Raw genomic sequence first — 23,137 nt, forward strand, 5'->3', positions numbered from 1 at the left:
ACAAACTATGTCATATCTGCGCTCTATGTCATATCTGCGCTGTTTTTTAGATATTGCATAAATAGCGGTACCGGACGACCAGTTGCTGCTTTGTCTGAACCTGAACTCCATGCTGTGCCAGCGATGTCTAGATGCGCCCAAGCTTGACCTTCTTCGATGAAGCGAGACAAGAAGCATGCGGCCGTTATAGATCCTCCCGCTTTACCACCAATGTTTTGCAGATCAGCGATAGGCGATTCTATCTGCGATTGGTACTCGTCATCCATCGGCATATGCCAGATGAGATCGCCTGATAGATTGCTGGCATTTTCAAGATCAAACAATACATCTTCGTCATTACTATAAACGGCTGAACGTATATGACCCAAAGCAACCACACAAGCACCCGTCAATGTTGCCACATCAATAATGGCTTTTGGCTGATAACGCTTCACGTAGCATAGGGTATCTGCCAATACTAAACGACCTTCAGCATCCGTGTTCAAGATTTCAACTGACATGCCGTTCATGGCTTTGACGATATCGCCAGGACGAGTGGCATCACCTGATGGCATGTTTTCGGCGCAAGCAAGCGCACCAACGACGTTGATCGGCAGACGCGATTCACATAATGCTTTAATCGTACCCAATACTGAGGCTGAACCGCCCATATCAAACTTCATCTCATCCATCGCCGCACCGGGCTTGATTGAGATACCGCCTGAGTCAAAGGTCACACCTTTACCCACTAAGACGATAGGCGCGTCAGCATTAGCAACTTGGCTAGTGGCATCGCTATTTTTGCTATTCTTTTTAGCCGATTTTTTATTCGGTAGCTTATCAGCCAGCGCTTTTAGACCACCCGTTACTTTTGCGCTATTGGTAGTCGCTTTATTAGCGTCCGTATTGGCACTGAATGCTGATTTGCCTTGATATTCCATTAGCACCAGCTTACCTTCTTTGGTAGAGCCTTGCGAGACAGACAAGAAACAACCCATACCCAGCGCTGACATCTCGTCTTCGCCCAATACGGTAACTTTCAATAGGTCAGGATAGGCTTTTGCCAGCGTCTGCGCTTGTTCTGCCATATAAGCTGGGAAACAAATATTACCCGGCTCGTTAGCGACATCACGAGTGAGGCTTTGACCAGAAAATACTGCTTGAGCAAATACTAATGACTCTTGCAACGATTCGTCAGCAAGTAAGTAAATATCGGTTAATACCGGCGTTTTTTGTTCAGACTTATATTTATCAAAACGATAACTTGCCGCCAATAGATTAAGGGCAAACTGACTAAATTGACTCTCTTCTAACGCATCACTCAAAGCAACGGTAATAGAATCGACACGTTTTTGCGTGCTTTGATAAATGGTATTAGCAATTTTCTGTAAGACGCTATGGCTAAGCTTATCAAGGTTACCAACACCCACTAACAGCAATTGTACTGGGTTTTGCTTGGTGGTTTTTTTATCGCCTGCCAAAGCATAATCAGCCACAGTTTCACAAGCACTGCCTTTAAAATGTGACACTTCGATCAATTGTTCGATGCGCGTTTGGTAATCGCTCAAGGCCGACTCGGCTACGATGTTTTTCTTATCATCGATCAAAACGACAAGGCATGCCGCATCTTTGCTTTTGGCTTCTTTTTTGAGTATTTTTTTCGTATGCGTCTCTGGTAAATTTTGTGTTAATTTAATATTCATATAATTATCCTTATTAGAGTTATGAAATCAGGTCATAAAAAATGCAGCGTTTATTTAATTAATTATGCCCATTAAATCCTTTGGACTATTACGCCACCGCAATAGTGTAGCATATTGCGAGATGAGTGCGCAGTGAGCAAGGCTTAGGTAATGTGTTCGAACAAGTTTGCTAAGCCAGTTTACGTTTAACGGCGTGATTAAGTGTTAGTTTTTTATTATATCGTTCATGGATGCAAAGAATGATGAGGCTAATAAATTAGCCATTAACTAATGCATCGGTGGATACCAAGGCGGCAAATCTGTCTTGTAGCGCTGCCATCGCTGTATCATGCATAACTTCAGCGCTTATCGCTTCTTTATTAGCATTTGGTAAATCGCGAGTAGCACACGCGTCATGGCAGACAAAACTCTCAAAGCCCAAGTCAAAGGCAGCTCGAACACTTGAGCTGACACACATATGGCTCATAAAGCCTGCAAAAATAATCTGCTGCTTTTGTGTTTTTGAAATAAGCGCTTGAAGCTCGGTATCATAAAAGGCGTTGGGATGCTGTTTGACGATGACGGTTTCACCATTATTCGGCTTTAACTGCTCGACAATCTCAACATTGGGAGATAAAGGATCGAAAACATTGCCATTCTCTGCGCCATGATGCGCCATATGAAAAATAGGAATTTTTTGCTGACGAGCCTTGTTCAGTAGTAGGCGCGCATTTTCAATCGCTTTAGCACCTGCTTGTCCTAAAGGCATCGCACCGTTGACGTATTCATTTTGATAGTCAATAAAAACGATGGCGCAGTTTGACCAATCAAGCGCATCGAATTCGCCACCAGCGAGTTCGAGTAGGGTAGAGGGCGTAGACGTGAGTGTATTCATCAATCGTATTCTCCGTTGAGGGATAGAGTTATAAATATAATGTTATAAACATACTTTTGAATGATGCTTTTGAATTTTTGATATGCTTTAGTCTAGCAATTAATACTTAAGATACATGGCTCATGATACGAATGACAAACAAACCTTTCTAAATGATATAACTCAAAAACGTAATGAAAGAAATACGCTAAACTTGATGCAGTTGTACGGGTAATTGGCACTTTATACGTTTTTTATTGTATCTGTAACACCCAATAATACTGCGCTATGCGTAAGGTTAAAACAATTTTTTCAAACACATTCCACAGCTATTTTTGACCAAAATATGCTAGGATTAGCGGTTATCTTTATCGCCAATATTTATAGAGTGTAGCTAATAAGTGACACGGTTGTCTTTATGCCTCTTTGAGTGTTTATTTGAACTGTGCTGTGTCTCTAATACTTATCCGTTATGCCTGAATCTGTCGTGCTTGAATCTGTGCATAGCCTATTTATAAGCATGCGATAAATTGTGCGAATACCAACCTTTTTTTAAGAGTGCCTATTGTGATATTACGCCGCTATATGACCCAACAAGTTGCCTCAACCACCGCTTTGGTATTGGGGTTTTTAGTGGTGATGATGCTGGGCGGTCGTTTGATCCGTTACTTTGGCATTGCGGCCGAAGGCAATCTAGACATCAGCTTGTTGTTTACCATCATTGGTTATAACTTGCCGTATTTTTTAGAGCTCATTCTGCCATTAGCTTTTTTTATTGCATTGATGCTCGTGTTCGGACGTTTATATGTCGATCAAGAGATGGCAGTAATCAATGCCAGTGGTATATCGCGAGGTAGGCTGGCGCGGTTGACGATTCCATTAATATTGGCATTGTTTGTGGGCGAAGCTGCATTGTCAGTTGTCGGCAAACCTTGGGGTGTGCGTTCATCCGAGCGTGTTTGGGAACAGCAAGCATTGACCAGTGCGTTTGATTTAATTCGGCCCAATCAATTTATCAGTAGCGGCAATTATCATTTGTACGTGGGTAGCTTGAGTGATGATAAAAAACAATTACAAGATGTGATACTCATCCAGTCTGAACCTCAAGCAAAAGGCAGCGCTGCCAAAAATGCGGCGACTGATGTCGATAATAATATTGATGCAAAAACTGCTGAGCAATTGAACATTCCAAATCTGCCAAACGCACTCGTCAAGAATAGCGATATCAGTAAAGACACCATTACCTTAGCCAAACGCGCTGAACAAGTAGACACCGGCAATAGCGGCGTGACCCAATTGGATTTATTTCAAGGTCGTCGTTATGAAGTCGGTGCGGGTAGTCTAAAATACAATCAAGTGGGCTTTGATCGCTACCGTATTACGTTGACTGAATCCTCCAAAGAAATTATTACCGAAGACAATATCGAAACCCAAGCGATTGGCCCGCTATGGCAAGCCGCTACTGGTAGCGGCAATGCGTTGCGTGCCGCACAAGGTGAGCTGGGTTATCGTTTGGCATTACCTTGGTTAATGATTATCGCGCCTATGCTGGCGGTGCCGCTCGCGCAAGTGGGACCTCGCCAAGGTCGTTGGCTGCGTCTGTTTCCCTCTATTTTATTATTCGTTAGCTGTGCGCTGGGTATTATCTCGCTCAAAAGTGCGGTGAGTAAAGGCAGTGTTAGCGTGTGGTCATATGCGTGGTTTATTTTAGGATTTATGGCATTGGCGCTTTATATGAATTGGGGTAGCCGTGTGCAACATCGACTGCGCTTTCGCAAACAAGAAAATGAGCTTTTAACAGCTGATAGTCAAGGTACTGGTTCACAAGGAGGGCAGTCTTAATGCGTTCCTTATTCTCAAAATTTTCAGCCACTGAGCAACTGGCGCAAAAGCCGAGTAATTTAAAAGTGCTCAGTCGTTATGTCAAACTTAATGCGCTGCTGGCTATCATTGGGGCGGTTATAGGTCTGTGGGCGTTACAGCTGGTTTTCTCTTATTTGTCAGAGCTTGATTCGTTAGATGACAATTATACGGTGGGTCAGGCGCTCAAGTATATTTTTTATCGTTCACCTTATTTTTTAGAGCAATTTGTGCCAACGGGTGCGCTACTTGGCGCGGTAGTAGGTTTGGGCTTGCTGGCTAATAAAAGCGAGCTGGTGGTGATGCGTGCTGCTGGAGTGAGCGTTTATCGCATCGTCGGCTGGGTATTACAGCCCGCCTTAATCTTTGTGCTATTAGCCTTAGCTATCAATCAGTTTGTCTTACCCTATTCTAATCAATTAGCGAAAGAGATTAACGCAGAAGACAGCACTTCATTGGTCACCTCGGTGCGTGGGTATTGGACATTACAACCGCGTTTTGAGAGTTCAGAAGATGGTAAGACCAAACCTGATGGTAGCGATATTTTGTATATCGATTATGCGGATGTCAAAGGTAATATTGGTGAGGTAAAGCGTTGGCATTTGGATAATAACGGAAATTTGCAAACCGCGATTCATGCTGAAGGTGGACAGTATATCGGCCGTGAGCCTCTCGATGCGAATGAGGATCAACCGAGCGAGCAGTATCGTTACGAGTGGCAGCTGAACAATATGACCAAATTGAATATCAGCCAAGGTTTTGAGAGTAGCCAAGCCATCTCACCGTCTGATACGTTAAGCTTACCATTTGCTCCTGAATCCGTGTATTTGCTTACCCGTAAGGCAGAAGACTTGTCATTGACTCAGTTGTATGAGCATCGCCAATTTATGCGCAAACAGGGTCAGCGCTCTTTGAGTCATGAGTTGGCATTTTGGCAAAAATTGCTGTCGCCATTGTCTATTTTATCGTTGGTGATTGTGGCTTGCTCATTCGTTTTTGGCTCGCTGCGGACGCATAGTTTGGGCTTACGTATTGTCGTGGCATTATTATTTGGTTTGCTGTTCAGTTACGTTCAGGATTTGGTAGGTTTCGTCTCGCTTGCCACTGGATTTTCGCCGTTACTTATGGTGTTATTACCGATTATCGCCAGTGCAGCATTGGGCGGGTATCTACTCAAGCGGCAAATGTAAGTCAGAATATTCAATGTTAAAAAAGCCCGCCAAAACAGTGACGTTTTGGCGGGCTTTTGATTATGCAACGTTTAAAACTTAAGCCTTTAAAAACTTAGTCTTTGGTCGCCATGGTAATCGTATACGTCTTACCTTGTTTGACTTTATCGCTATTGCCAAAAACTTCGGTAAATGAGCGTTTCACAAATTGGCGTAAACCATTGATGGTCACCACATAAAAACGTCCACCTTGACGCATGCGTGCATAAGCATCAAGGAAGTACAGATAATGCTGCTCTTTGCCGACTTTGGCGGGCAAGTTCGACATTACCAAGCTAAAGTCTTTGTCTTTTGCCACGTGATTAAAGCCATTCGATAAATGCACATCGACATTTTTCAGACCGTTTTTTTCACAGTTCAGGCGCGCATATTCTACTGCCATAAAGTCTTTATCAATCAAGGTATGCAAACCATTTGGACATTCACGCGCTGCGGTCATGCCAAGCACCCCGTAGCCACAGCCCAAATCTATCGAGTCATCATCGGCTTGAAAATCCACGTAATCGAGCAGCATCAAGCTACCATCATCAAGTTTTTGTGGTGAAAAGATGCCCCACGTCGTCGCAAAATCAAATGGCTTGCCCAACACGTCTTGGCGGAAATTAATGTCTTCGCGCCAATGTCGGGCATTTTTTAATAAGTCAGCAGGCGGTTTATGGCTCATGGGATTCTCGGATAATGGATAGGTAAGGAGTAATAATTGATGATGGGTATTGTAACGAGAAAAGAGTGAGTTTGCAGCATCGTATTAATTCGATAGGCAAAAAACCTAGGCTACATGCTAATTTTGTAGTGTAAGATTAGTTTATAAAAGCATAGCCTATGAGATCATCATGAATACAACGGAAAAAGGCGATAAGTTTGAGGAAGTGATATATGAATTATTTCTAAAAGATATTAAGGATAATAAAACTACAATAAACTCTAGATCCCATATCAAAGCATTCAGAAAGAAAAAATATTACTCGAGGTACAGAGAAAAATATATCGAGTTTGATATAGCTATAGAGGTGTATCAAGACGTTGAGCTACCTAATATGTCCAATTTATTACTAATAGAATGTAAAGACTACAAAGGTGCAGTAGGTATAGATCAACTAGGTAAGTTTCTAGATGATATTAGAGATATTTCAGAAGGCGAGCTGACTTATAAAATCCGCCCAATAATGGCAATTAGCTCTAGTCTTGCTGAAGGAGCTTTCAATAAAGCAAAAAATAGAGGTGTGGGACTCGTAAAGTTAAACAGTGAAAAAACGCTGACACATATACTAAATCGTAAATATAGATATCAAGATGTGGATAATAAATACGATGTGGAAGGTATCTTTGTTAAAGGAGAGCTTCCTAATTTAAGTAATCTCTCTTATATGATGTATGCACAAAATCAATGGTTTTTTGGTATAGAAGACTACATTAAATTCTTGATAGGACAACCATTTAATAACTCTAATCAAAAAGTAGATTTCATTCCTAAAGTGGGCCTAGAAAATTTAGCTGAAAGCTTATTGATTGAGATTGACTATTCGGATGGTTCAGTCAATTTAGATGAAATAGCGCTACTTGATGCTTTATCTCATATAAAGATTATCAAAGATATAACAGATCACGACCACCGATTACTTGGAAAAATAGATTTTATTCAGCAAGAAATTTATTTGTATAAACAGAGCGATGATAACTTGCATAGAAATAGGTTTACATTAGCGCACGAGCTTTCTCATATATTGTTAGATCATGGTAAATACTTGATAAAAGATGTTTTTTTGACTGAAGACCTGAATGGAGAAAGTAGAAATAAAAACGAATTTATTAAACAGTTAGAGTTTCAAGCAAATTATTTGGCGGCTTGTATTCTTATGCCTAAGACGTATTTTTTAGAACGTTTTCTAGAGATTTATAACAAATTAAGTCTAACGCCTAGGGGAAAAGTATTTCTATACAATGATAAGCAAGAATGTAATAAAATTATGGTGAATAACGTACTGGTAGGACTCTCTAGATATTTTAATGTATCAAAAACAGCAGTTGAAATCAGGCTAAAAGACTTAGACATACTGTTTGATGAATCCAACTTTACAAAATAAAAACCCTAACCTCTCGGATGATGCTCAGCATGCAATTTCTGCAATCTTGCCGTCGCCACATGCGTATAGATTTGCGTCGTTGATAAGTCGCTATGTCCAAGCAAGAGCTGTACGCTACGCAAGTCTGCGCCATGATTGAGCAAATGCGTGGCAAAAGCATGACGTAGCGTGTGCGGTGATAACTCTTTATCAATACTGGCAATTTGAGCATATTTCTTCAGCAAATACCAAAAGTTCTGCCGCGTCATATAGCCGCCTTGCGCGGTCAAAAACACCGCTTGGCAATTACCTGATTTTAGATGCGCAATCAAATCGCCACGCGCATGCGTTAGATAATCTTCCAGCGCCTCTGACGCATATTCCCCTAGTGGCACCAATCGCGTTTTATTACCTTTACCCGTGATTTGTAACCAGCCAGAATTCAGATTCACTTGCTCAAGTGACAGATTAATCAACTCGCTCACACGCAGACCGCAGGCATAGAGTACCTCGAGCATGGCTTTATCACGCAGTCCAAGCGACGTGCTGGTATCAGGCGCGGTAAGTAATTTATCAACATCCGCCTCGGCCAAATCCTTTGGTAGTGGACGACCAAGTTTTGGGCTTTTGATACGCTCACAGGGATTGTCCTCACGCAGATTACTGGCGATCATCCATAGATAGAACTGGCGCAGGCTGGAGAGCATACGTGCTTGAGTGCGCGGTGTTTTTTCATCTTGGGAGAGGAGAGAGAGACAGTGCTGCACATCGTCAGGCTGCCAGCGTGTCAGGGCGATAGGATTGGTCAACTCACAAGAACGCAGATCACGGACATAAGCATTGCGAGTGCGCGTTGCCAAACCACGAGCCAGCATTGCTTGACGAAACTCAGTCATATAAGTTGGCTCATCATCGACTGCCAATGCTTTAGGCTGCCTTTGCTGCACGGCACGATCACGGCTCATAAGACAAGACTCAGTAAGTGATTAAAGTAAAGCATACCTCTAAGATTTATAATAAACCAATGTCCGAAAGTTTACGCGCTTTTCTTTTTTACCAAATAACGATAAAGCGTCACGCTAGTAGCCGTGGCATCATCGCTATCGATGGTGATTTCATCAGGGTCGATATCTAAGCTCACACTTTCAGCCAGTGTTTCTTGACCCAATAGCTCGTGACCCAAATGACGACAAAAATTAGGAATGTCACGAGTAGTGGCGGGATCAGTCGCGAGTATTTCAATCACATCACCGCCATCCGCTTGACGAATGGTGCGATGTAGCATCATCAATGGCTCAGGACAGATTAATCCTTGGGTGTCTAAATGATGATTGATAGCCGTTTGCGTGATAGAAGTGGTCATATGAGTAGTTTGCATCAATAAAGTAAGTGTAAAATAAAAGGATGAAGTCTAAAAAGCGTTCTGCTGGTATAAATGTTCTTCGCGTCGTTTATGCCTCTCAGGCAATCTCAGGTTCTTCTTCTATTTCTAAATAGTCAAAAAATCGCTTAAAAGTAACTTTGAATAAAAACGCCACGCCAAGCCAACAGGACAACCCTAACCATGCGGTATCGGCAAATAATAAGCCACCAATCAATATGATGGTCGATACGCCAATACTCATGGCAATCATCGATGGTTGGTTTAAACGATAGCGATAAATAACCAAAGCATCATAGAGGGTAATGGGAATCGTAAGGGTAACTAAGGCATAAGGCAAATTATAAAACAATTGATAAAGCAGCTGATTGTCATGAAATGCTTTAATACTGGCAATCGTGCCAAAGACCACAAAGGCGAGGATAGCAGCATAAATCAGATAAATTGCTATTTGATTTGCACGCTGAGCGCCTTTGATACGAGCGATGGCAAGCGGCGCAAAACCATGCTGCGAATTATGTTGCAAAACTTGATCTGAGACAGTGGTCATAGTAATCAATCATGTATCCGTTTAGAGTTACGATATATCAGAGAGCCGCTGTGTTCTTTTTATAGTGCATCGACTATAGCATTGCTTTAAAACGACCTAAGCACTCAACTAGTCTGCTTTGATAGCATCAATGGCGAGACTGCTAGTAGGATCTGCAAAATAGGTCGACATCAAGATGCAGGCAGAGATGTCATCAATCGGGGCGCGCTCATGTTTAATCCAGCCGTTTTCCCACGCGATTTCTCGTGCGGCGACTGAGGTTAAACGCTCGTCACATAAACAAACAGTCACTGGCAAATGCTGTTCCATGACTCTATGCGCTAGGCGACGGGCAAATTTGTGCGCACGCTTAGAGAGCATGGAGCTGCTACCATCCATATTCAGGGGTAAACCGACGACCACTTTTGTGACACCCCAAACTTTGATAATGCCCAGTAGGTTGTCCCAATCAGGTTGGCCATTATCCATCGCTAAGATGTCAAAAGCCCGCGCTGTTTCGGTAATGGTATTACCCAGCGCCATGCCCATCTTTTTGACGCCATAATCTAGCGCCAAGATCAGATGTGGTTTAACGACAAGCTCAGCGATGCCATTGTCCACCGCATCCTCGCTCTCTGTTGTAAGCGTGTGATCTACCATTGTAATGACTATCCTCTATAAGGGTTTCTGTATTTGTAGCGCGTACGATATCATGCGTGCCCGATATCGCTGCTAAGATAGTCAAAATTAACCCCAATCTTGTCAGCCGCAATTTGCCAGCGTTCTTCGAAGGGCGTATCAAACAATAAATTTAAATCGGCTGGACACACCAACCAGTCGCCATTATTAAGTTCTTGCTCTAGCTGTTTTTTATTCCAACTGGCATGTCCCAAGCAGAGCTGATAATGACCCACACCTTGACCGGCCGCGATACGTTTGAGGATATCTTGGCTCGTCGTAATACAGACGTTTTCTGAAATGGCAAAAGAAGAGGCCCATTCTGGCTGGCCTGTGTGCAATACAAAGCCAACCTCAGGATACATCGGGCCGCCCTCTAGTGCCAAGTCCTCCATTACCTGTGAGTCAGTCACCTCAATATCCAAATCTTCTAGGAGTTTACCGACGCGAGCTTGCCCTAGCGGACGATTGACCATGAGACCTAATGCCCCATGTTTATCATGACGACAAATATAGATCAAAGCCTGTTCAAACCTTGGGTCTGATAGCTCTGGCGCTGCGATTAAGAAGTGATGGGTCAAATTGGCTTTAGACATAGAGAAAAATACAACCTGATAATCAAGGTGAATTAAGGCGATAAGTACCACTATATGGCGATAATGAGTAGAAAATCAACTAAAGCAAATATCTATCAGCGATTAGGGAGTTTCTTACTGCTACTGAGATAAATGTTGCGCCGCCTCTATCTGCGCAGGCACAGCCAGCAAGGAAAATTTATCTCAATAGCGCGTGACAATATTTGACCTTCTTTCATTTAGGACTGACTAAATGTGTCCTCGATAACGATATGCTCAACCGATTTTTATTTAACATCGGTTAACAAACTACGGGCATGGTCACGAGTAACGTCAGTAATAGTCACGCCGCCTGACATACGTGCCAGCTCATCGACTTGCGCCGTATCGGTCAATATCAACAGCTCGCTTTCGGTCTGCTCCTGATGGTGCTTCTGTACCAAGATATGCTGATGTGCTTGTGCCGCTACTTGTGCTTGGTGCGTAATGGCCAGTAATTGCTGCGTTTGTCCAAGCTCGCGTAACAGCTCACCGACCACTTGCGCAGTACCGCCACTGATACCGACATCCACCTCATCAAATACTAGCATAGGTTTGGCCGCATTATTATCAGCATTGGTTGCTTGTAGTACTTGCATCACCAGCGCCATGCGTGACAACTCGCCACCTGATGCGATTTTATGTAGTGGCTGCATCGGCATGCCCACATTGGCACTAAACAATAAGTCAATATCAAAGCAACCTTGCGCATTATACAGGCTCGTTTCTGCTTTTTTGGTAAAGACGAATTCACAGCGCGCATTGGGCAAGGCAAGAGGTTGTAATTGTTTGATGAGCTGTTCGGTGACTACTGGCGCCGCTTTTGAGCGCGCCTTATTCAATTGTGTGGCAAATGCTACATACTCTTGCCACGCTTGCTCGATTTGTACCGCCATCGCGTCACTGCTTGGCTCGTTCTCTAACTGCTCTAGTTGTTCTTGCCAGCCTTTTGCTTCGGTCACCAAATCACCAGCTGGCAAGTTATGCTTGCGTGATAATCGATGGCCTAGGCTGATTAAGCTGTCTAATGATTGCAGACGCTCAGGATCGGGCAGTTGCTGCTCTGCATAATCTGACAGTAATCCGGTCACCTCAGTGATTTGCTGTTGCGCTAAATGCAGTTGTTCAGAGGCTTGCTCAAAGGTTTGGCTGACACCTACTTGATGATCACAGAGCTTGATTGCTTGTCCTAGTAGCGTCATGACATCTGGCTCATCGGTATCATTGTCGAGCAGATGCAAACCATGACTGGCCTCCGTCATCAGCGCTTCGATGTTCGACAGCTCTTCGTGTTCTGATTCGACATCTGCATAGTTGACGGCGAGCAGTGGCGTAATGTCTGCCAGTTGATTTTGCAACAGTAGGATACGATCTTGACGCTGCGCTTCACGGCTGGCAATGTCATCAGCCCGGCGTTTTAGCTGTTGATACTGCTGATAGCTACTGGCTGTTTGTGTGGCAAGTGGGGTTATCTGCGCCATCTCATCAAGCCATTGCACCACAAACTGTGGTTTAAGCAGTGCTTGCTGAGCATGTTGGCTATGAATATTGACCAGCAATGCCCCTAAGCCTTTTAGTTCAGCCAAACTGACAGGCGTTCCATTTAACCACGCTTTAGAGCGACCAGTATTGCTCAATTGACGACGAATCAGCACTTCTGGTTCTTCTAGCGGCCGCTCATTTCTTGCGAACCAATCAGCGACGACGGGGTTATTTTCTACCTCAAACTGCGCATAAATATCTGCATGCGCCGCCCCGTGTCTGACCATCGCACTGTCCGCGCGTTCGCCCACACATAAGGATAGCGCATCAAGTAATAACGACTTTCCTGCGCCCGTTTCACCAGTGATGACATTAAAGCCAGCCGCAACGTTCAGCTCGTGCTGAGCGATCAACGCAAACTGATGTAAAGTGAGTGATACTAGCATCAACGCCTCTCATGACAGACAATGAACCTCACCTATTAGGCTAGGAGGTCATATCTAAAATAGGATGTATAAAGAAATGAAACGGTTCAGTTACTCGTACTAATAAATAAATGAGGTTGGCAAATATTATGGTGTTAAATACGTTTAAATACAAATAGTAAAGACAATGAATCCTATAAATTGATTCAACACGTCCCAAATAAAACCATTAAAAACTGACGGTTAATGGATACTATAGTCAGGTCAATATAGAAAAGAGACAACGGGGCTGGGATGAATTTTTTGTTGCCTCTGTCTGCGCAGGCACAGCAAGCAAGAAAAATTTACCCCAGTCACGCAGGGTAGTATCGTGTATCCATTTTATTCAGTATCGACTATATCATGACATCAATATCAATGATAAAAGTGAGTCAGTCAGCTAAAATAAAACCGATCAGGGCGCACTCAAGTCACGATAAAAAACGACCTTAAACATTTATAAGTAAAAAGTGGCAAGCGTCATATCAGATAGCGTTTACTGGTCGCTGTAACAAATTTTATAGATATAATGTGGTAGCATAATCTCACATAATGATAAACTCTTACCATTAGTTTTACACATCCTCCTACATGACAACGAGTCATCATCTCGTAAAATTAGAGATATAGAGTAGGAAGCGTATGCAAATCAGTTATGATGTCAGAACATTTTTATAGAACCTGTCCCTATATTTAGAGCGCAGGCATCTAACCTAAAAGAATGCATCTCTATCGTAGAGTGCTTCTTCAGAAACGCACACTCTAGCTGACTTAAATCAGTTACTTATTTTTTAGTTTTGCAATAATTATTTGATAAGGAAGCCACTATGACAGCGGCGCAATTTACCAATGTAACAGTCAACGCCCAAGCGACAGTATCTTATGATGGTCGTTGTTCAAGCCATACCATTATGTTCGAGGATGGTCGCCATAAAACACTAGGCGTTATTTTGCCCTGTGATAATTTGGTCGAGCATTATCACTTTAGTACCAATACCTCTGAGCGTATTGAAATTATTAGTGGAGAATGTGAAGTCAAAATAAATGGCGATGAAGAGTTCAGCTATTATCGTGCTGGTCAATCATTCGTGGTCGAAGGTAATAGCGGATTTAATCTACGTACTGAAGAAATCGTGCAGTATGTTTGCCACTTAGAAGGTTAGTTTGATTGCCACTTAGAATGCTAACTTGATGGCCGGCACGAAAAGTTAAAATCATAACGTAGTGCGCTACCACATCAAACGTGAATGACTCAAAAAAATAAACAATATCAAAGTGGTATTGTTTATTTCTTTTTTTGATCTAGATTATTGACAACCAGTCATCGATTAGTTGCTACAATTACACCAACACCTCTTTTTTATTCTATCGCATTACGCGATACCACTTATATTCAATAGGCCTATTATGGCAAAACCCATTTATTTTTATGGCATTCATGCGATTGATGCCTTACTTGAACATCGTCCTCTTGATGGGCTTAGCTTATTTGTACAGCAAGGACGCGAGAGCGATGGTCACGTAAAAACCATCATGGCGCAAGCGGACGCCAATGGTATCAGCATTCAAGCGGCGCAAAAAGATAAGCTAACGCAACTGTGTGGTAGCCCGCAACATCAAGGTGTTGTGCTACATGCTCGACCGTTAGGCTTCGCTGATGAAGGATTGCTTGATACGATTGCTGGGCGTGAGCAGTGCTTATTATTGGTACTCGATCAAATCACCGATGCGCATAATTTTGGTGCTTGTTTGCGTACGGCAGTGGCGATGGGCGTTGATGCGGTGGTTTGTCCAAAACATCATGCAGCCAGCCTCACACCAACCGTTGCCAAAGTCTCAGTTGGCGCGGCAGAAATGATGCCAATTATCAGCGTCACCAATTTGGCACGTGCGCTCTCACAAATCAAAAGCGCAGGCGTATTTGTCTTTGGGACGGCGCTTGATGCAGATGCCAAACCGATACATGCTGCTGATTTGACTGGCAAGACGGCGATTATCATGGGCTCAGAAGGAGAGGGAATGCGCCGCTTGACCACAGAGAGCTGTGATGAGCTGGTTTATATTCCGATGTCAGGAAATGAGCATGGCAACTTACAAAGCCTAAATGTAAGTGTTGCTACTGGTATGGCGCTATACGAAGTCAATCGCCAGCGTACTTTAGCTGCTGGGCAAGCGTAAGATATTCTTGGTGTAGTGGCGTCAGCTTTGCATAAAGAGAGGGAAGATCGCTCTCATTTAGTATGACGTTATCTGCATGACGATTGCGCTCTTCACGGTTCAGCTGATTGGTCATAATTGCTTTAATTTTTTGCACACTTTGTTCATCACGCTGGCTGGCACGTGCAAGCTGCGTGTCCTCAGTAGCGTCCATCACCAAAATACGTTGGCACAAATTGGCCAGTCCTGCCTCTGCTCCTTCAATGAGTAGGGGCGCTGACAACACCACATAAGAGGATGTGCTGGCTGCCAATTGTATCTTAGCCGCTTCGCGTATCGCTGGATGAGTGATCGCTTCCAATTCAATCAGGGCCTCAGGATAAGTAAATACATGCGTTCTGACCGCCGCTCGATCCATTGTTCCATCACCATTCAATACCCAGTCACCAAATTTTTTTTGAATTTTTCGCAAAGTTGAGCTGCCTTTTGTGACGATTTCATGAGCAATCACATCCGCATCGATAATATCAACTCCTTGCTCAGCAAACCAAGCACTAGCAGCAGATTTACCACTACCGATACCACCCGTTAAACCGACGACCAACGTCGTGTTTTTCGGTTGCGGGCTTTGTGATTGATGTAAATAAGGAGAAGTTGAAGCAGTGTGTTTTGACATAATGGCAACTTATCTGACTGATATAATAATGGTGGCAATCACCTATTAAAAAAACGAATTTCGAAAATTGAATGATTTTCGAAGGCTAAAGGTAACTGCCGAAAGTTTGCTAGGACACGCCCTAATATAATTTACTAAGTATACATGCCAAGATACCAGCTAACGATATCTGAGCCATATAATAACGCAACGATACCAGCGATAGCGATATAAGGGCCAAAAGCAAAAGGACGACTCTCGCCCTGTTTCTTCATCAAAATAAGCCCAACAATAGACCCTAGTAGTGACGACAGCAAAATAATCAACGGTAACATCATTGGTCCGAGCCACGCGCCCAGTACTGCCAATAGTTTGAAATCGCCTTGTCCCATACCGTGCTTTTTAGTGATTAAATAAAATACCTTAACCACTATCCACAACGACAAAAATCCAAATAATAACCCCCAAATCGACTGAGTGGGGGAAACAAACCAACTTTGTGAATTTACCGCTAATCCCAAACCTGCTAATGGAAACGTTAGGCGATCGGGTAGTAGCTGCGTATCAAAATCAATCCCTGTCAAAGCCACGAGTGTCCATACTAAAATTAACGCTGATAATCCGGCTGCGCTGACCCCAAATTGATAAATCACCAACACCGAGAGCAGAGCAGTGACAAGCTCAACCACAGGATAGCGTAGACCAATCGAAGCCTTGCAACCTGAGCAACGTCCGCGCAGTACCAACCAGCTTATTAAAGGAATGTTTTCATACCATTTGATTTTATGAGCGCAATGAGGACAGCGCGAGGCCGGTCGGCTCAACGTAATCGGCTGATCGTTTGCCACGATATTTGTCAGAGGCTGCGTGTGTTCGCGCGGCATATCTGCTTGTTCGGACATAAACTGACTACATTCTTGTCGCCAGCTATAGACCATCATCAGTGGGATACGGTGAATCACTACATTCAAAAAGCTGCCAACACAAAGACCCAATACACCAAATACGACTAAAGCGAGTACCATGTTTTCTTGTAATAACTGTATAAATTGCATCAAATCGTTATCCTACCACTGAACCCATTTGGAAGATTGGCAAATACATCGCAATCACTAAGCCACCAACCAACACGCCTAACACCGCCATAATGAGTGGTTCCATTAAGCTGGTTAAGCCGTCAACCGCGTTATCGACTTCGTTCTCATAATAGACGGCCACTTTATCTAGCATCTCCTCTAAGCTACCAGACTCTTCGCCAATACCAACCATTTGAATGGCTAGACTTGGAAATAAATTGGTTGAGCGTATCGAAAATTGTAACTGTTGGCCAGTAGCGACATCGTTTTTGATTTGCTGAATGGCATTATAAAATACGACATTGTTTGCTGCACCCGCCGTAGAATCCAGCGCATCGATGAGCGGCACACCAGCGGCAAAAGTAGTGGACAGTGTGCGAGCAAAACGAGCAATAACGGCTTGATAAGCGATATTGCCAAATATAGGCGCTTTTAATGCTGCACGGTCTAGAAAATCTCGAAACTTTTTAGAACGCTTTTTGGCTTCTGAAAAACCAACAATACTACCGCCAATAATGATGATTAAAATAAACCACCACGCTTGCATCCATTCAGACATCCCAACGACCATTTGCGTGAACGCTGGCAACTCTGCCCCAAAGGATTCAAATAAGTCTGAGAATACTGGTACTACTTTAATTAACAAAATCATGGTAACAATGATGGCCACCACGACAACTGCAATAGGGTACTTCATGGCTTTTTTAATTTTGGCTTTGAGTAATTCGCTTTTTTCTTTGTAGGTAGCAACCCGTTCGAGCATGGTTTCGAGCGCCCCTGATTGCTCACCAGAATCGACTAGCGAACAAAAAAGGTCATCAAAGTAGCGTGGATGCTTGCGTAGTGCAGAAGCAAAAGTCCCACCTGCCTCGATATCCGCTTTTATCTGCAATACCAACTCTTTCATACTAGGATTATCAAGTGAGTCAGAGACAATCTCAAAAGACTGCGTCAGTGGTACACCCGCTTTCATCATAGTGGCCAATTGACGAGCAAAAATGGCAATATCAATAGGTTTGATGGATTTTTTGAAAGTATAAAGAGGTTTTGGCTTTTTCTTAATGCCTTTGACCGTGATACCTTGTTTGCGCAACGTCGCTTTGGCCAGCTCTAAGCTACGACTGGTGGTTTCTCCCTTTACTTTTTGTCCACGCCGGTTCACCCCATCATAGACAAAGTCTAACAGCATATCGGTCTTAGCTTTTGCCATGTCACTACCCTCAAAAATTGTCCAATTAGCTGTTACAAAGTAGGAACGATGTCCAAGCCATAATAGTTATCTCATTTACTTTATTTTAGCGCAAAAAACCAGTGTCCATCTGTTTTATTTTTAAGGACATATAGTAGAAATTATTGCTGGCTAATAAAAGTACGCACTTTAACGCTTAAAAAATAAGGGTATTTAGTTCAGTCATTGTTTTTATTCAGAGGTCACGCGCATCATTTCCTGAATACTGGTCACGCCTTGCAGTACTTTTAAAATACCAGAGCGGCGCAAGTCTCGAAAACCATTTTTGAGTGCAGCGTCCTTGATATCTATCGCGTTACCGTCTTCCATGATAATCCGTGAAATATCAGGGCTGACTTTCATCACCTCATAAATACCCACACGCCCTTTGTAACCCTCACGGCATTCATTACAGCCTACAGGCTCATAAATCACATTGTCTGGATTGTCCAAGTCAACATCCTTAAAACCGAGCTCAAGCAAGCTTTGCCGAGGAATATTAATCGGTTTTTTGCAATTTTTACACAAGCGTCGTGCCAAGCGCTGGGCGATGACTAAATTGACTGAGGTCGCGATGTTAAAGGAAGCCACACCCATATTACGCAAACGCGTCAACGTCTCAGGCGCTGAGTTGGTATGCAAGGTTGAGAGTACCATGTGCCCTGTTTGCGCCGCTTTGATCGCAATCTCAGCGGTTTCAAGATCACGAATCTCACCAACCATCACAATATCAGGATCTTGACGTAAAAAGGATTTGAGAGCATTGGCAAAGGTTAGGCCGACCTTGGGATTGACGTTGACCTGATTAATACCTTCTAAATTAATCTCGACTGGATCTTCGGCCGTTGAAATGTTGGTCGCCCCAGTGTTTAAAATATTGATACCTGTATAAAGTGACACTGTTTTACCAGAACCGGTAGGCCCCGTAATGAGTAGCATACCTTGAGGTTTATGAAGTGCTTCCAAAAACATCTCTTTTTGATCAGGCTCATAACCCAGTGCTTCAATACCGAGCATGGCGGATGAGGGATCCAAAATACGCAGAACAACTTTTTCACCAAATAAGGTCGGTAAAGAGTTGACCCGAAAATCAATGGCTTTATTTTTAGAAAGCTTAAGTTTGATCCGGCCATCTTGTGGCACACGGCGCTCTGATATGTCCATTTGTGACATTACTTTTAAGCGTGCAGCGATTTTCCCAGCCAACTGTACAGGCGGATTGGCCATTTTTTGCATCACGCCATCGACACGAAAGCGCACACGATATGTTTTTTCATACGGCTCAAAATGTAAGTCAGAGGCACCCATACGAATGGCCTCGACCAGCATTTTATTGACAAATTTTACAACGGGTGCTTCATCAACGCTGTCCGTAAGTTTGGTTTCACCTTCTTCTTCCTCTCCTTCTTCAAACCCAACGTTCAAATCGCTAGTAGAGAAGCTGTCAAAATTTTGCATGGTATCAGCGTAAACACTTTCAATACGCCTTTTTAGCTTATCTTCTTCGACGACAACGGTTTCAATAGACAGGCGAGAATTAAAAGCAATGGCATCAATGGCATCGACACGCGTTGGATCACTTAACGCCACAAACAAACGCTGACCTCTTTTGAATAGAGGCAAGGCATTAAACTTACGAACGATTTTTTCGTCCACTAAGTCTTTTGGAATGAAATCGAGGTTCAGTGCGTCAAGGTCGAATAAAGGATCACCAAAGGCTTGTGATAGCATTTGCGCAAGATGATAAGCATCGGCCAATTTATTGTCTACTAAGTACGACACTAGCCCGACTTGTTGCTGCTGTGATTCCGTCTGCGCCGTTTTCATATTCGCTTCGCTAACGACACCTTCGCTGATCAATTGCTGCGCTAAACCACCATATTTATTCGTTGTGATAGACATTACGATCTCTCCTTGATACCAAGTACGCTACATATTAATCTGAAATTCACATGCTATTTATAGCTATTAATAGACTTATAACTCAAGTCATCGCTAACGCTTCAATCTTCAATAGTAGAAGTCAGCCAAACGATGCTTTTGTGAAAGGCTTAATAGACAGCTATTTATAATAGCGTGTGCCGTTAGGGGCTCAATTCATTAGGTTGTTGATAATATTCTGTTACTTATTGATGTAGTACGATGACGCGTTATTTTACTTTAGTTTAAAGACTTTTATATGAACGATTAAACAGTGCGCCCGCAAAAAATCACCGCTTATATAGTGTCGGCTAAATAGTAGCGTTAAGAGGCAGTGCTGTTTCTAGCAGCACTATACTATAGCACTTGTCAATTATTTGTTATACTGGCGCGCATATTAGCCGAATTGGCATGAATACATGAGACAAGGTAGATGAGTATGCAAGCTTGGGTAATTGGCAATTGGAAACAGAATCCGGCAACGAGCCACGATGTCAACGCACTGTTGGACGACCTATTGACTGCGATCAATGCTGAGAAGCAAGTGGATACAGAACCTTCAAATAGTCGTTGCAAGTTAATGGTGGCACCAAGCTGTATCCATTTGGCTGCTGTTACTGCGCGTCTCAAGGATAGTTCAATGCTGTGTGCGGCGCAAGACATCAGCGGTCATAGTGCGAGTACTGGCGCGTATACAGGTGATTGCTCAGCGCAACAAGTGGCGGACGCTGGGGCTACTTGGACGCTACTTGGTCATTCTGAGCGCCGTCAGTATCATAGAGAGTCTCATGATACGTTATTGCAAAAAATGACGCACGCACTCACACAAGACTTAGGCGTGGTATTTTGTATTGGCGAAACGCAAACACAATACGATGAGCAGCAGACCCTTAATGTTATCAATGAGCAGTTATCAGTTGTTAAAGACTTACTGGTTCAGCAGCCAGCGCTCATATCTTCGTTATCTGAGCGCTTAATCATTGCATATGAGCCTGTATGGGCAATTGGCACTGGCAAAGTGCCAACGGTGGAAGAAGTCAGTCACACTCATCAGCATATCAAACAAACGGTTGCAGGCTTTGCTAAGACAGTAGACAACATGACCGTCTTATATGGTGGTAGCGTGAATACCGACAATGCTGATAGCTTTGCCGCAGACTCTATGATTGATGGCGCATTGGTTGGTGGCGCGTCACTAAAGGCGCAGAGTTTTTTGGCGATTGCGCATGCCTTTAATCGTACTAGCGCTTAGTTCCCATAAACCACACTCAGCTATATAAATTCTCATTGATATAAAAATGTCTTTATCAGTTGAAAAAAGTAGGTTTAACAGTGCCCTTGCAATCGTGTACAATGCGCCTTATTTATATAATCGATTTGGCGTCACTACACGCTGATTGTTATCCTTATTAAAGTTAAGATTTATTTTCCGTTATCAGTCGTCATTACGCGGCAAAAGAGGCCACCATGTTTACGTTTATATTAGCCCTGCACATTATCGTGGCAATTGCCATGATCGGCTTGATTTTGATACAGCATGGTAAAGGGGCAGACGCTGGAGCTTCTTTTGGTGCTGGCTCATCAGGTACCGTATTTGGTGCAGCAGGAACTGCTAACTTTTTGACGCGTGCGACAGCCGTGTTGACGTTAATATTTTTTATTACCAGTATGACCCTTGCTGTTCATTCTCGTAAACAGGCTGAAGATCAGTTTCGTTTAGATGCACCTGTCTCCGCACCGCAAACGCCCCGTCCATTGACGCAAAATCCTGAGTAAGCACCTTTTAAGCAGGCAGGCCTTGCTATTTTGCTACGTTAGATTTACAATGCCTTCCTGTTTTCGCAACTCCTATTCTATTGATGCCAACCTTAAGCATCACGATAGTAGATTGGACGTTAGAGAATAGAGCAGTAAAATGCGATTGTGGTGGAATGGTAGACACGCCATCTTGAGGGGGTGGTGGCGCAAGCTGTGGGGGTTCAAGTCCCCCCAATCGCACCAAGTTTTATAGACGCTGCATAGCGTCAGGTTGGATTTTTTGGTAGCAAGCGTTTAATTTAAATATTAATTAAAATAAACGTTGACACTTCTACAAAACCTCCCTATAATATGCGTTCTAGATTGATGCGGGGTGGAGCAGTCTGGTAGCTCGTCGGGCTCATAACCCGAAGGTCGTTGGTTCAAATCCAGCCCCCGCTACCACTTTTTATACTGATGTTTTGTACACTAAATTTGTCAGTAGCAATTAACCCACCATTATGTTTGTGGGTTTTTTTGTATCTGATAGTCAGTGTTATCGCGGTATCTATCCTACTTGTGCTAAGCTCTAGGTCTATAGAGTACAATACTCTTCGTCACTTACCGCTATCAACGCGATGTATCTCAAGCGACACTATCTATTATTTCTTTCTCTTTTATCGATAGTATTGCTTTGTGAATAATAAAAGCATGGTGGGACTGAGCTTGATGTTTTCTTTGCTCATCCCTATATAAATGCACAACACATTATGATTTAAAATTTATAATTATGATTTAAAATACAATAGTGATCGTACCTTTTACGAGTAATTGAATATTACAAGTGAATGATAAACAAAGTTTTTGTGACGATTAACCAAGTATGATAGATAAGTGAATAGGAAGATATAAATAGATTATGAAGCTTTCGACCAAAGTTGCAGAACTGACTAATATTATTGCTCCTGCCGTAGCCGCTTGTGATGTGGCATTATGGGGTATAGAATTCGCGCCACAAGGCCGTCGTTCTTTGTTGCGCATTTATATTGAGGCGTTGCCAGAAGAGCAAGCCCAAGATAAGCAAGTGACTATTGAAAACTGCGCGGCAGTGAATCATCAAGTAAGCGGTATCCTTGAGGTTCATGATCCTATTGCTGGCGAATATATCTTAGAAGTGTCATCACCAGGTTTTGACCGTGCGTTTTTCTCAGATGAGCAAATGCATGGTTATGTGGGTCAAACAGTCAGTTTGCGTTTGATACAAGCCATTGGTGAAGGTGATCAAAAACGCCGTAAAGCAACAGGCACTTTAGACAGCATTGATGCCACTTCTTTGAAACTAACATCAAGTGATGGTGAGCAGTTTGAGATTGCATTAAGTAATATCGATAAAGCCAATTTGATTTATGAAGATGCCTAATTTTATATGATTGGGTAACTGATTATAGATAAGTAATTTTATCTAAAAATAGCTTATGTGGCTTAAAGCAAAAAACATAGAGTAAAACAAAATACCAGCACACAAATTA

At 42.9% G+C, this 23,137-nt stretch carries 21 protein-coding genes and 2 tRNA genes; 10 read left to right on the top strand and 13 right to left on the bottom strand.

All coding sequences use genetic code 11. From position 1 onward, the window contains the following. Positions 1 to 23: 23 nt before the first annotated feature. Entirely contained in the window at positions 24 to 1,682 is a 1,659-nt protein-coding gene (locus tag JMX48_RS08420; protein WP_201536620.1) for a leucyl aminopeptidase, read from the bottom strand. A gap of 256 nt (positions 1,683 to 1,938) precedes the next feature. Continuing rightward, positions 1,939 to 2,556: a cysteine hydrolase family protein gene (locus JMX48_RS08425; RefSeq protein WP_201536623.1), complete on the bottom strand. Its 618-nt coding sequence runs from the start codon at positions 2,554 to 2,556 to the stop codon at positions 1,939 to 1,941. Positions 2,557 to 3,120: 564 nt separating this feature from the next. On the opposite strand from JMX48_RS08425, the gene JMX48_RS08430 reads away from it, so the two are divergent. Together JMX48_RS08430 and lptG are read left to right on the top strand one after the other, a co-directional pair. After that, positions 3,121 to 4,377 carry an LPS export ABC transporter permease LptF gene (locus JMX48_RS08430; RefSeq protein WP_201536626.1) on the top strand — a complete coding sequence of 419 codons (1,257 nt, stop codon included), beginning with the start codon at positions 3,121 to 3,123 and terminating at the stop codon, positions 4,375 to 4,377. Further along, entirely contained in the window at positions 4,377 to 5,585 is a 1,209-nt protein-coding gene (gene lptG, locus JMX48_RS08435; RefSeq protein ID WP_201536629.1) for an LPS export ABC transporter permease LptG, read from the top strand. Before JMX48_RS08430 ends, lptG begins: the two co-directional genes overlap by 1 nt. A 94-nt stretch (positions 5,586 to 5,679) precedes the next feature. On the opposite strand, the gene JMX48_RS08440 is transcribed toward lptG, so the two are convergent. Further along, positions 5,680 to 6,288: a class I SAM-dependent methyltransferase gene (locus tag JMX48_RS08440; protein WP_201536632.1), complete on the bottom strand. Its 609-nt coding sequence runs from the start codon at positions 6,286 to 6,288 to the stop codon at positions 5,680 to 5,682. Positions 6,289 to 6,457: 169 nt separating this feature from the next. On the opposite strand from JMX48_RS08440, the gene JMX48_RS08445 reads away from it, so the two are divergent. Continuing rightward, positions 6,458 to 7,708 carry an ImmA/IrrE family metallo-endopeptidase gene (locus tag JMX48_RS08445; protein WP_201536635.1) on the top strand — a complete coding sequence of 417 codons (1,251 nt, stop codon included), beginning with the start codon at positions 6,458 to 6,460 and terminating at the stop codon, positions 7,706 to 7,708. A 5-nt stretch (positions 7,709 to 7,713) separates the two neighbouring features. Here the strand turns inward: JMX48_RS08445 and xerD are convergent, their stop codons facing one another. The 6 genes from xerD to recN all read right to left on the bottom strand — a co-directional run bounded on the left by xerD (position 7,714) and on the right by recN (position 12,817). Then, entirely contained in the window at positions 7,714 to 8,652 is a 939-nt protein-coding gene (gene xerD / locus JMX48_RS08450; RefSeq protein ID WP_201536638.1) for a site-specific tyrosine recombinase XerD, read from the bottom strand. A 71-nt stretch (positions 8,653 to 8,723) separates the two neighbouring features. Further along, a complete protein-coding gene (tusA, locus tag JMX48_RS08455; RefSeq protein WP_201536641.1) occupies positions 8,724 to 9,050 on the bottom strand; it encodes a sulfurtransferase TusA in 327 nt (108 codons plus the stop codon). A gap of 97 nt (positions 9,051 to 9,147) precedes the next feature. Next, positions 9,148 to 9,618: a hypothetical protein gene (locus tag JMX48_RS08460; protein ID WP_201536644.1), complete on the bottom strand. Its 471-nt coding sequence runs from the start codon at positions 9,616 to 9,618 to the stop codon at positions 9,148 to 9,150. A gap of 108 nt (positions 9,619 to 9,726) precedes the next feature. Continuing rightward, positions 9,727 to 10,257 carry a Holliday junction resolvase RuvX gene (gene ruvX, locus JMX48_RS08465; protein ID WP_201536647.1) on the bottom strand — a complete coding sequence of 177 codons (531 nt, stop codon included), beginning with the start codon at positions 10,255 to 10,257 and terminating at the stop codon, positions 9,727 to 9,729. A gap of 50 nt (positions 10,258 to 10,307) precedes the next feature. Next, complete coding sequence (locus tag JMX48_RS08470) at positions 10,308 to 10,871, bottom strand: YqgE/AlgH family protein (RefSeq protein ID WP_201536650.1); 564 nt, start codon at positions 10,869 to 10,871, stop codon at positions 10,308 to 10,310. Positions 10,872 to 11,137: 266 nt separating this feature from the next. After that, positions 11,138 to 12,817, bottom strand: coding sequence for a DNA repair protein RecN (gene recN / locus JMX48_RS08475; protein WP_201536653.1), 1,680 nt, complete (start codon positions 12,815 to 12,817; stop codon positions 11,138 to 11,140). Between the two features lie 845 nt (positions 12,818 to 13,662). Here recN and JMX48_RS08480 point away from each other — a divergent pair. Together JMX48_RS08480 and rlmB are read left to right on the top strand one after the other, a co-directional pair. Further along, positions 13,663 to 13,998, top strand: a complete 336-nt coding sequence (locus JMX48_RS08480) for a pyrimidine/purine nucleoside phosphorylase (RefSeq protein WP_192523406.1) — start codon at positions 13,663 to 13,665, stop codon at positions 13,996 to 13,998. 244 nt (positions 13,999 to 14,242) lie between these two features. Beyond that, complete coding sequence (gene rlmB, locus JMX48_RS08485) at positions 14,243 to 15,013, top strand: 23S rRNA (guanosine(2251)-2'-O)-methyltransferase RlmB (RefSeq protein WP_201536656.1); 771 nt, start codon at positions 14,243 to 14,245, stop codon at positions 15,011 to 15,013. On the opposite strand, the gene coaE is transcribed toward rlmB, so the two are convergent. The 4 genes from coaE to pilB form a co-directional block, all read right to left on the bottom strand. After that, on the bottom strand, positions 14,976 to 15,668 hold the full coding sequence (gene coaE / locus JMX48_RS08490; RefSeq protein ID WP_201536658.1) for a dephospho-CoA kinase: 693 nt from the start codon (positions 15,666 to 15,668) through the stop codon (positions 14,976 to 14,978). The two genes, rlmB and coaE, sit on opposite strands and share 38 nt — an antisense overlap. A gap of 134 nt (positions 15,669 to 15,802) precedes the next feature. Beyond that, the gene (locus tag JMX48_RS08495) at positions 15,803 to 16,702 is read right to left on the bottom strand and encodes a prepilin peptidase (protein ID WP_201536660.1); all 900 of its coding nucleotides are present in this window, start codon (positions 16,700 to 16,702) and stop codon (positions 15,803 to 15,805) included. Between the two features lie 7 nt (positions 16,703 to 16,709). Continuing rightward, positions 16,710 to 17,933, bottom strand: a complete 1,224-nt coding sequence (locus JMX48_RS08500; RefSeq protein ID WP_201536661.1) for a type II secretion system F family protein — start codon at positions 17,931 to 17,933, stop codon at positions 16,710 to 16,712. Between the two features lie 210 nt (positions 17,934 to 18,143). Continuing rightward, positions 18,144 to 19,853: a type IV-A pilus assembly ATPase PilB gene (pilB, locus tag JMX48_RS08505; RefSeq protein WP_201536663.1), complete on the bottom strand. Its 1,710-nt coding sequence runs from the start codon at positions 19,851 to 19,853 to the stop codon at positions 18,144 to 18,146. A gap of 457 nt (positions 19,854 to 20,310) precedes the next feature. Between pilB and tpiA the strand changes: the two genes are divergently transcribed. The 5 genes from tpiA (at position 20,311) to rimP (ending at position 23,028) form a co-directional block, all read left to right on the top strand. Then, positions 20,311 to 21,123 carry a triose-phosphate isomerase gene (gene tpiA / locus JMX48_RS08510; protein ID WP_201536665.1) on the top strand — a complete coding sequence of 271 codons (813 nt, stop codon included), beginning with the start codon at positions 20,311 to 20,313 and terminating at the stop codon, positions 21,121 to 21,123. A gap of 215 nt (positions 21,124 to 21,338) precedes the next feature. After that, complete coding sequence (secG, locus tag JMX48_RS08515) at positions 21,339 to 21,647, top strand: preprotein translocase subunit SecG (RefSeq protein ID WP_201536667.1); 309 nt, start codon at positions 21,339 to 21,341, stop codon at positions 21,645 to 21,647. Between the two features lie 141 nt (positions 21,648 to 21,788). Beyond that, positions 21,789 to 21,872: transfer RNA gene (locus JMX48_RS08520), tRNA-Leu, on the top strand. A gap of 124 nt (positions 21,873 to 21,996) precedes the next feature. Then, positions 21,997 to 22,073 (top strand) — tRNA-Met (locus JMX48_RS08525). Between the two features lie 454 nt (positions 22,074 to 22,527). After that, positions 22,528 to 23,028, top strand: a complete 501-nt coding sequence (rimP, locus tag JMX48_RS08530) for a ribosome maturation factor RimP (protein ID WP_201536670.1) — start codon at positions 22,528 to 22,530, stop codon at positions 23,026 to 23,028. Positions 23,029 to 23,137: the final 109 nt, after the last annotated feature.

This window comes from Psychrobacter immobilis, assembly GCF_904846225.1.
Taxonomy (GTDB): Bacteria; Pseudomonadota; Gammaproteobacteria; order Pseudomonadales; family Moraxellaceae; genus Psychrobacter; species Psychrobacter immobilis_F.

Excerpts from the sequence above, each read along its gene's own strand:
- JMX48_RS08420 (WP_201536620.1), bottom strand. The coding sequence starts at position 1,682 with ATGAATATTAAATTAACACAAAATTTACCAGAGACGCATACGAAAAAA.
- JMX48_RS08425 (WP_201536623.1), bottom strand. The coding sequence starts at position 2,556 with ATGAATACACTCACGTCTACGCCCTCTACCCTACTCGAACTCGCTGGT.
- JMX48_RS08430 (WP_201536626.1), top strand. The coding sequence starts at position 3,121 with ATGACCCAACAAGTTGCCTCAACCACCGCTTTGGTATTGGGGTTTTTA.
- lptG (WP_201536629.1), top strand. The coding sequence starts at position 4,377 with ATGCGTTCCTTATTCTCAAAATTTTCAGCCACTGAGCAACTGGCGCAA.
- JMX48_RS08440 (WP_201536632.1), bottom strand. The coding sequence starts at position 6,288 with ATGAGCCATAAACCGCCTGCTGACTTATTAAAAAATGCCCGACATTGG.
- JMX48_RS08445 (WP_201536635.1), top strand. The coding sequence starts at position 6,458 with ATGAATACAACGGAAAAAGGCGATAAGTTTGAGGAAGTGATATATGAA.
- xerD (WP_201536638.1), bottom strand. The coding sequence starts at position 8,652 with ATGAGCCGTGATCGTGCCGTGCAGCAAAGGCAGCCTAAAGCATTGGCA.
- tusA (WP_201536641.1), bottom strand. The coding sequence starts at position 9,050 with ATGACCACTTCTATCACGCAAACGGCTATCAATCATCATTTAGACACC.
- JMX48_RS08460 (WP_201536644.1), bottom strand. The coding sequence starts at position 9,618 with ATGACCACTGTCTCAGATCAAGTTTTGCAACATAATTCGCAGCATGGT.
- ruvX (WP_201536647.1), bottom strand. The coding sequence starts at position 10,257 with ATGGTAGATCACACGCTTACAACAGAGAGCGAGGATGCGGTGGACAAT.
- JMX48_RS08470 (WP_201536650.1), bottom strand. The coding sequence starts at position 10,871 with ATGTCTAAAGCCAATTTGACCCATCACTTCTTAATCGCAGCGCCAGAG.
- recN (WP_201536653.1), bottom strand. The coding sequence starts at position 12,817 with ATGCTAGTATCACTCACTTTACATCAGTTTGCGTTGATCGCTCAGCAC.
- JMX48_RS08480 (WP_192523406.1), top strand. The coding sequence starts at position 13,663 with ATGACAGCGGCGCAATTTACCAATGTAACAGTCAACGCCCAAGCGACA.
- rlmB (WP_201536656.1), top strand. The coding sequence starts at position 14,243 with ATGGCAAAACCCATTTATTTTTATGGCATTCATGCGATTGATGCCTTA.
- coaE (WP_201536658.1), bottom strand. The coding sequence starts at position 15,668 with ATGTCAAAACACACTGCTTCAACTTCTCCTTATTTACATCAATCACAA.
- JMX48_RS08495 (WP_201536660.1), bottom strand. The coding sequence starts at position 16,702 with ATGCAATTTATACAGTTATTACAAGAAAACATGGTACTCGCTTTAGTC.
- JMX48_RS08500 (WP_201536661.1), bottom strand. The coding sequence starts at position 17,933 with ATGGCAAAAGCTAAGACCGATATGCTGTTAGACTTTGTCTATGATGGG.
- pilB (WP_201536663.1), bottom strand. The coding sequence starts at position 19,853 with ATGTCTATCACAACGAATAAATATGGTGGTTTAGCGCAGCAATTGATC.
- tpiA (WP_201536665.1), top strand. The coding sequence starts at position 20,311 with ATGCAAGCTTGGGTAATTGGCAATTGGAAACAGAATCCGGCAACGAGC.
- secG (WP_201536667.1), top strand. The coding sequence starts at position 21,339 with ATGTTTACGTTTATATTAGCCCTGCACATTATCGTGGCAATTGCCATG.
- rimP (WP_201536670.1), top strand. The coding sequence starts at position 22,528 with ATGAAGCTTTCGACCAAAGTTGCAGAACTGACTAATATTATTGCTCCT.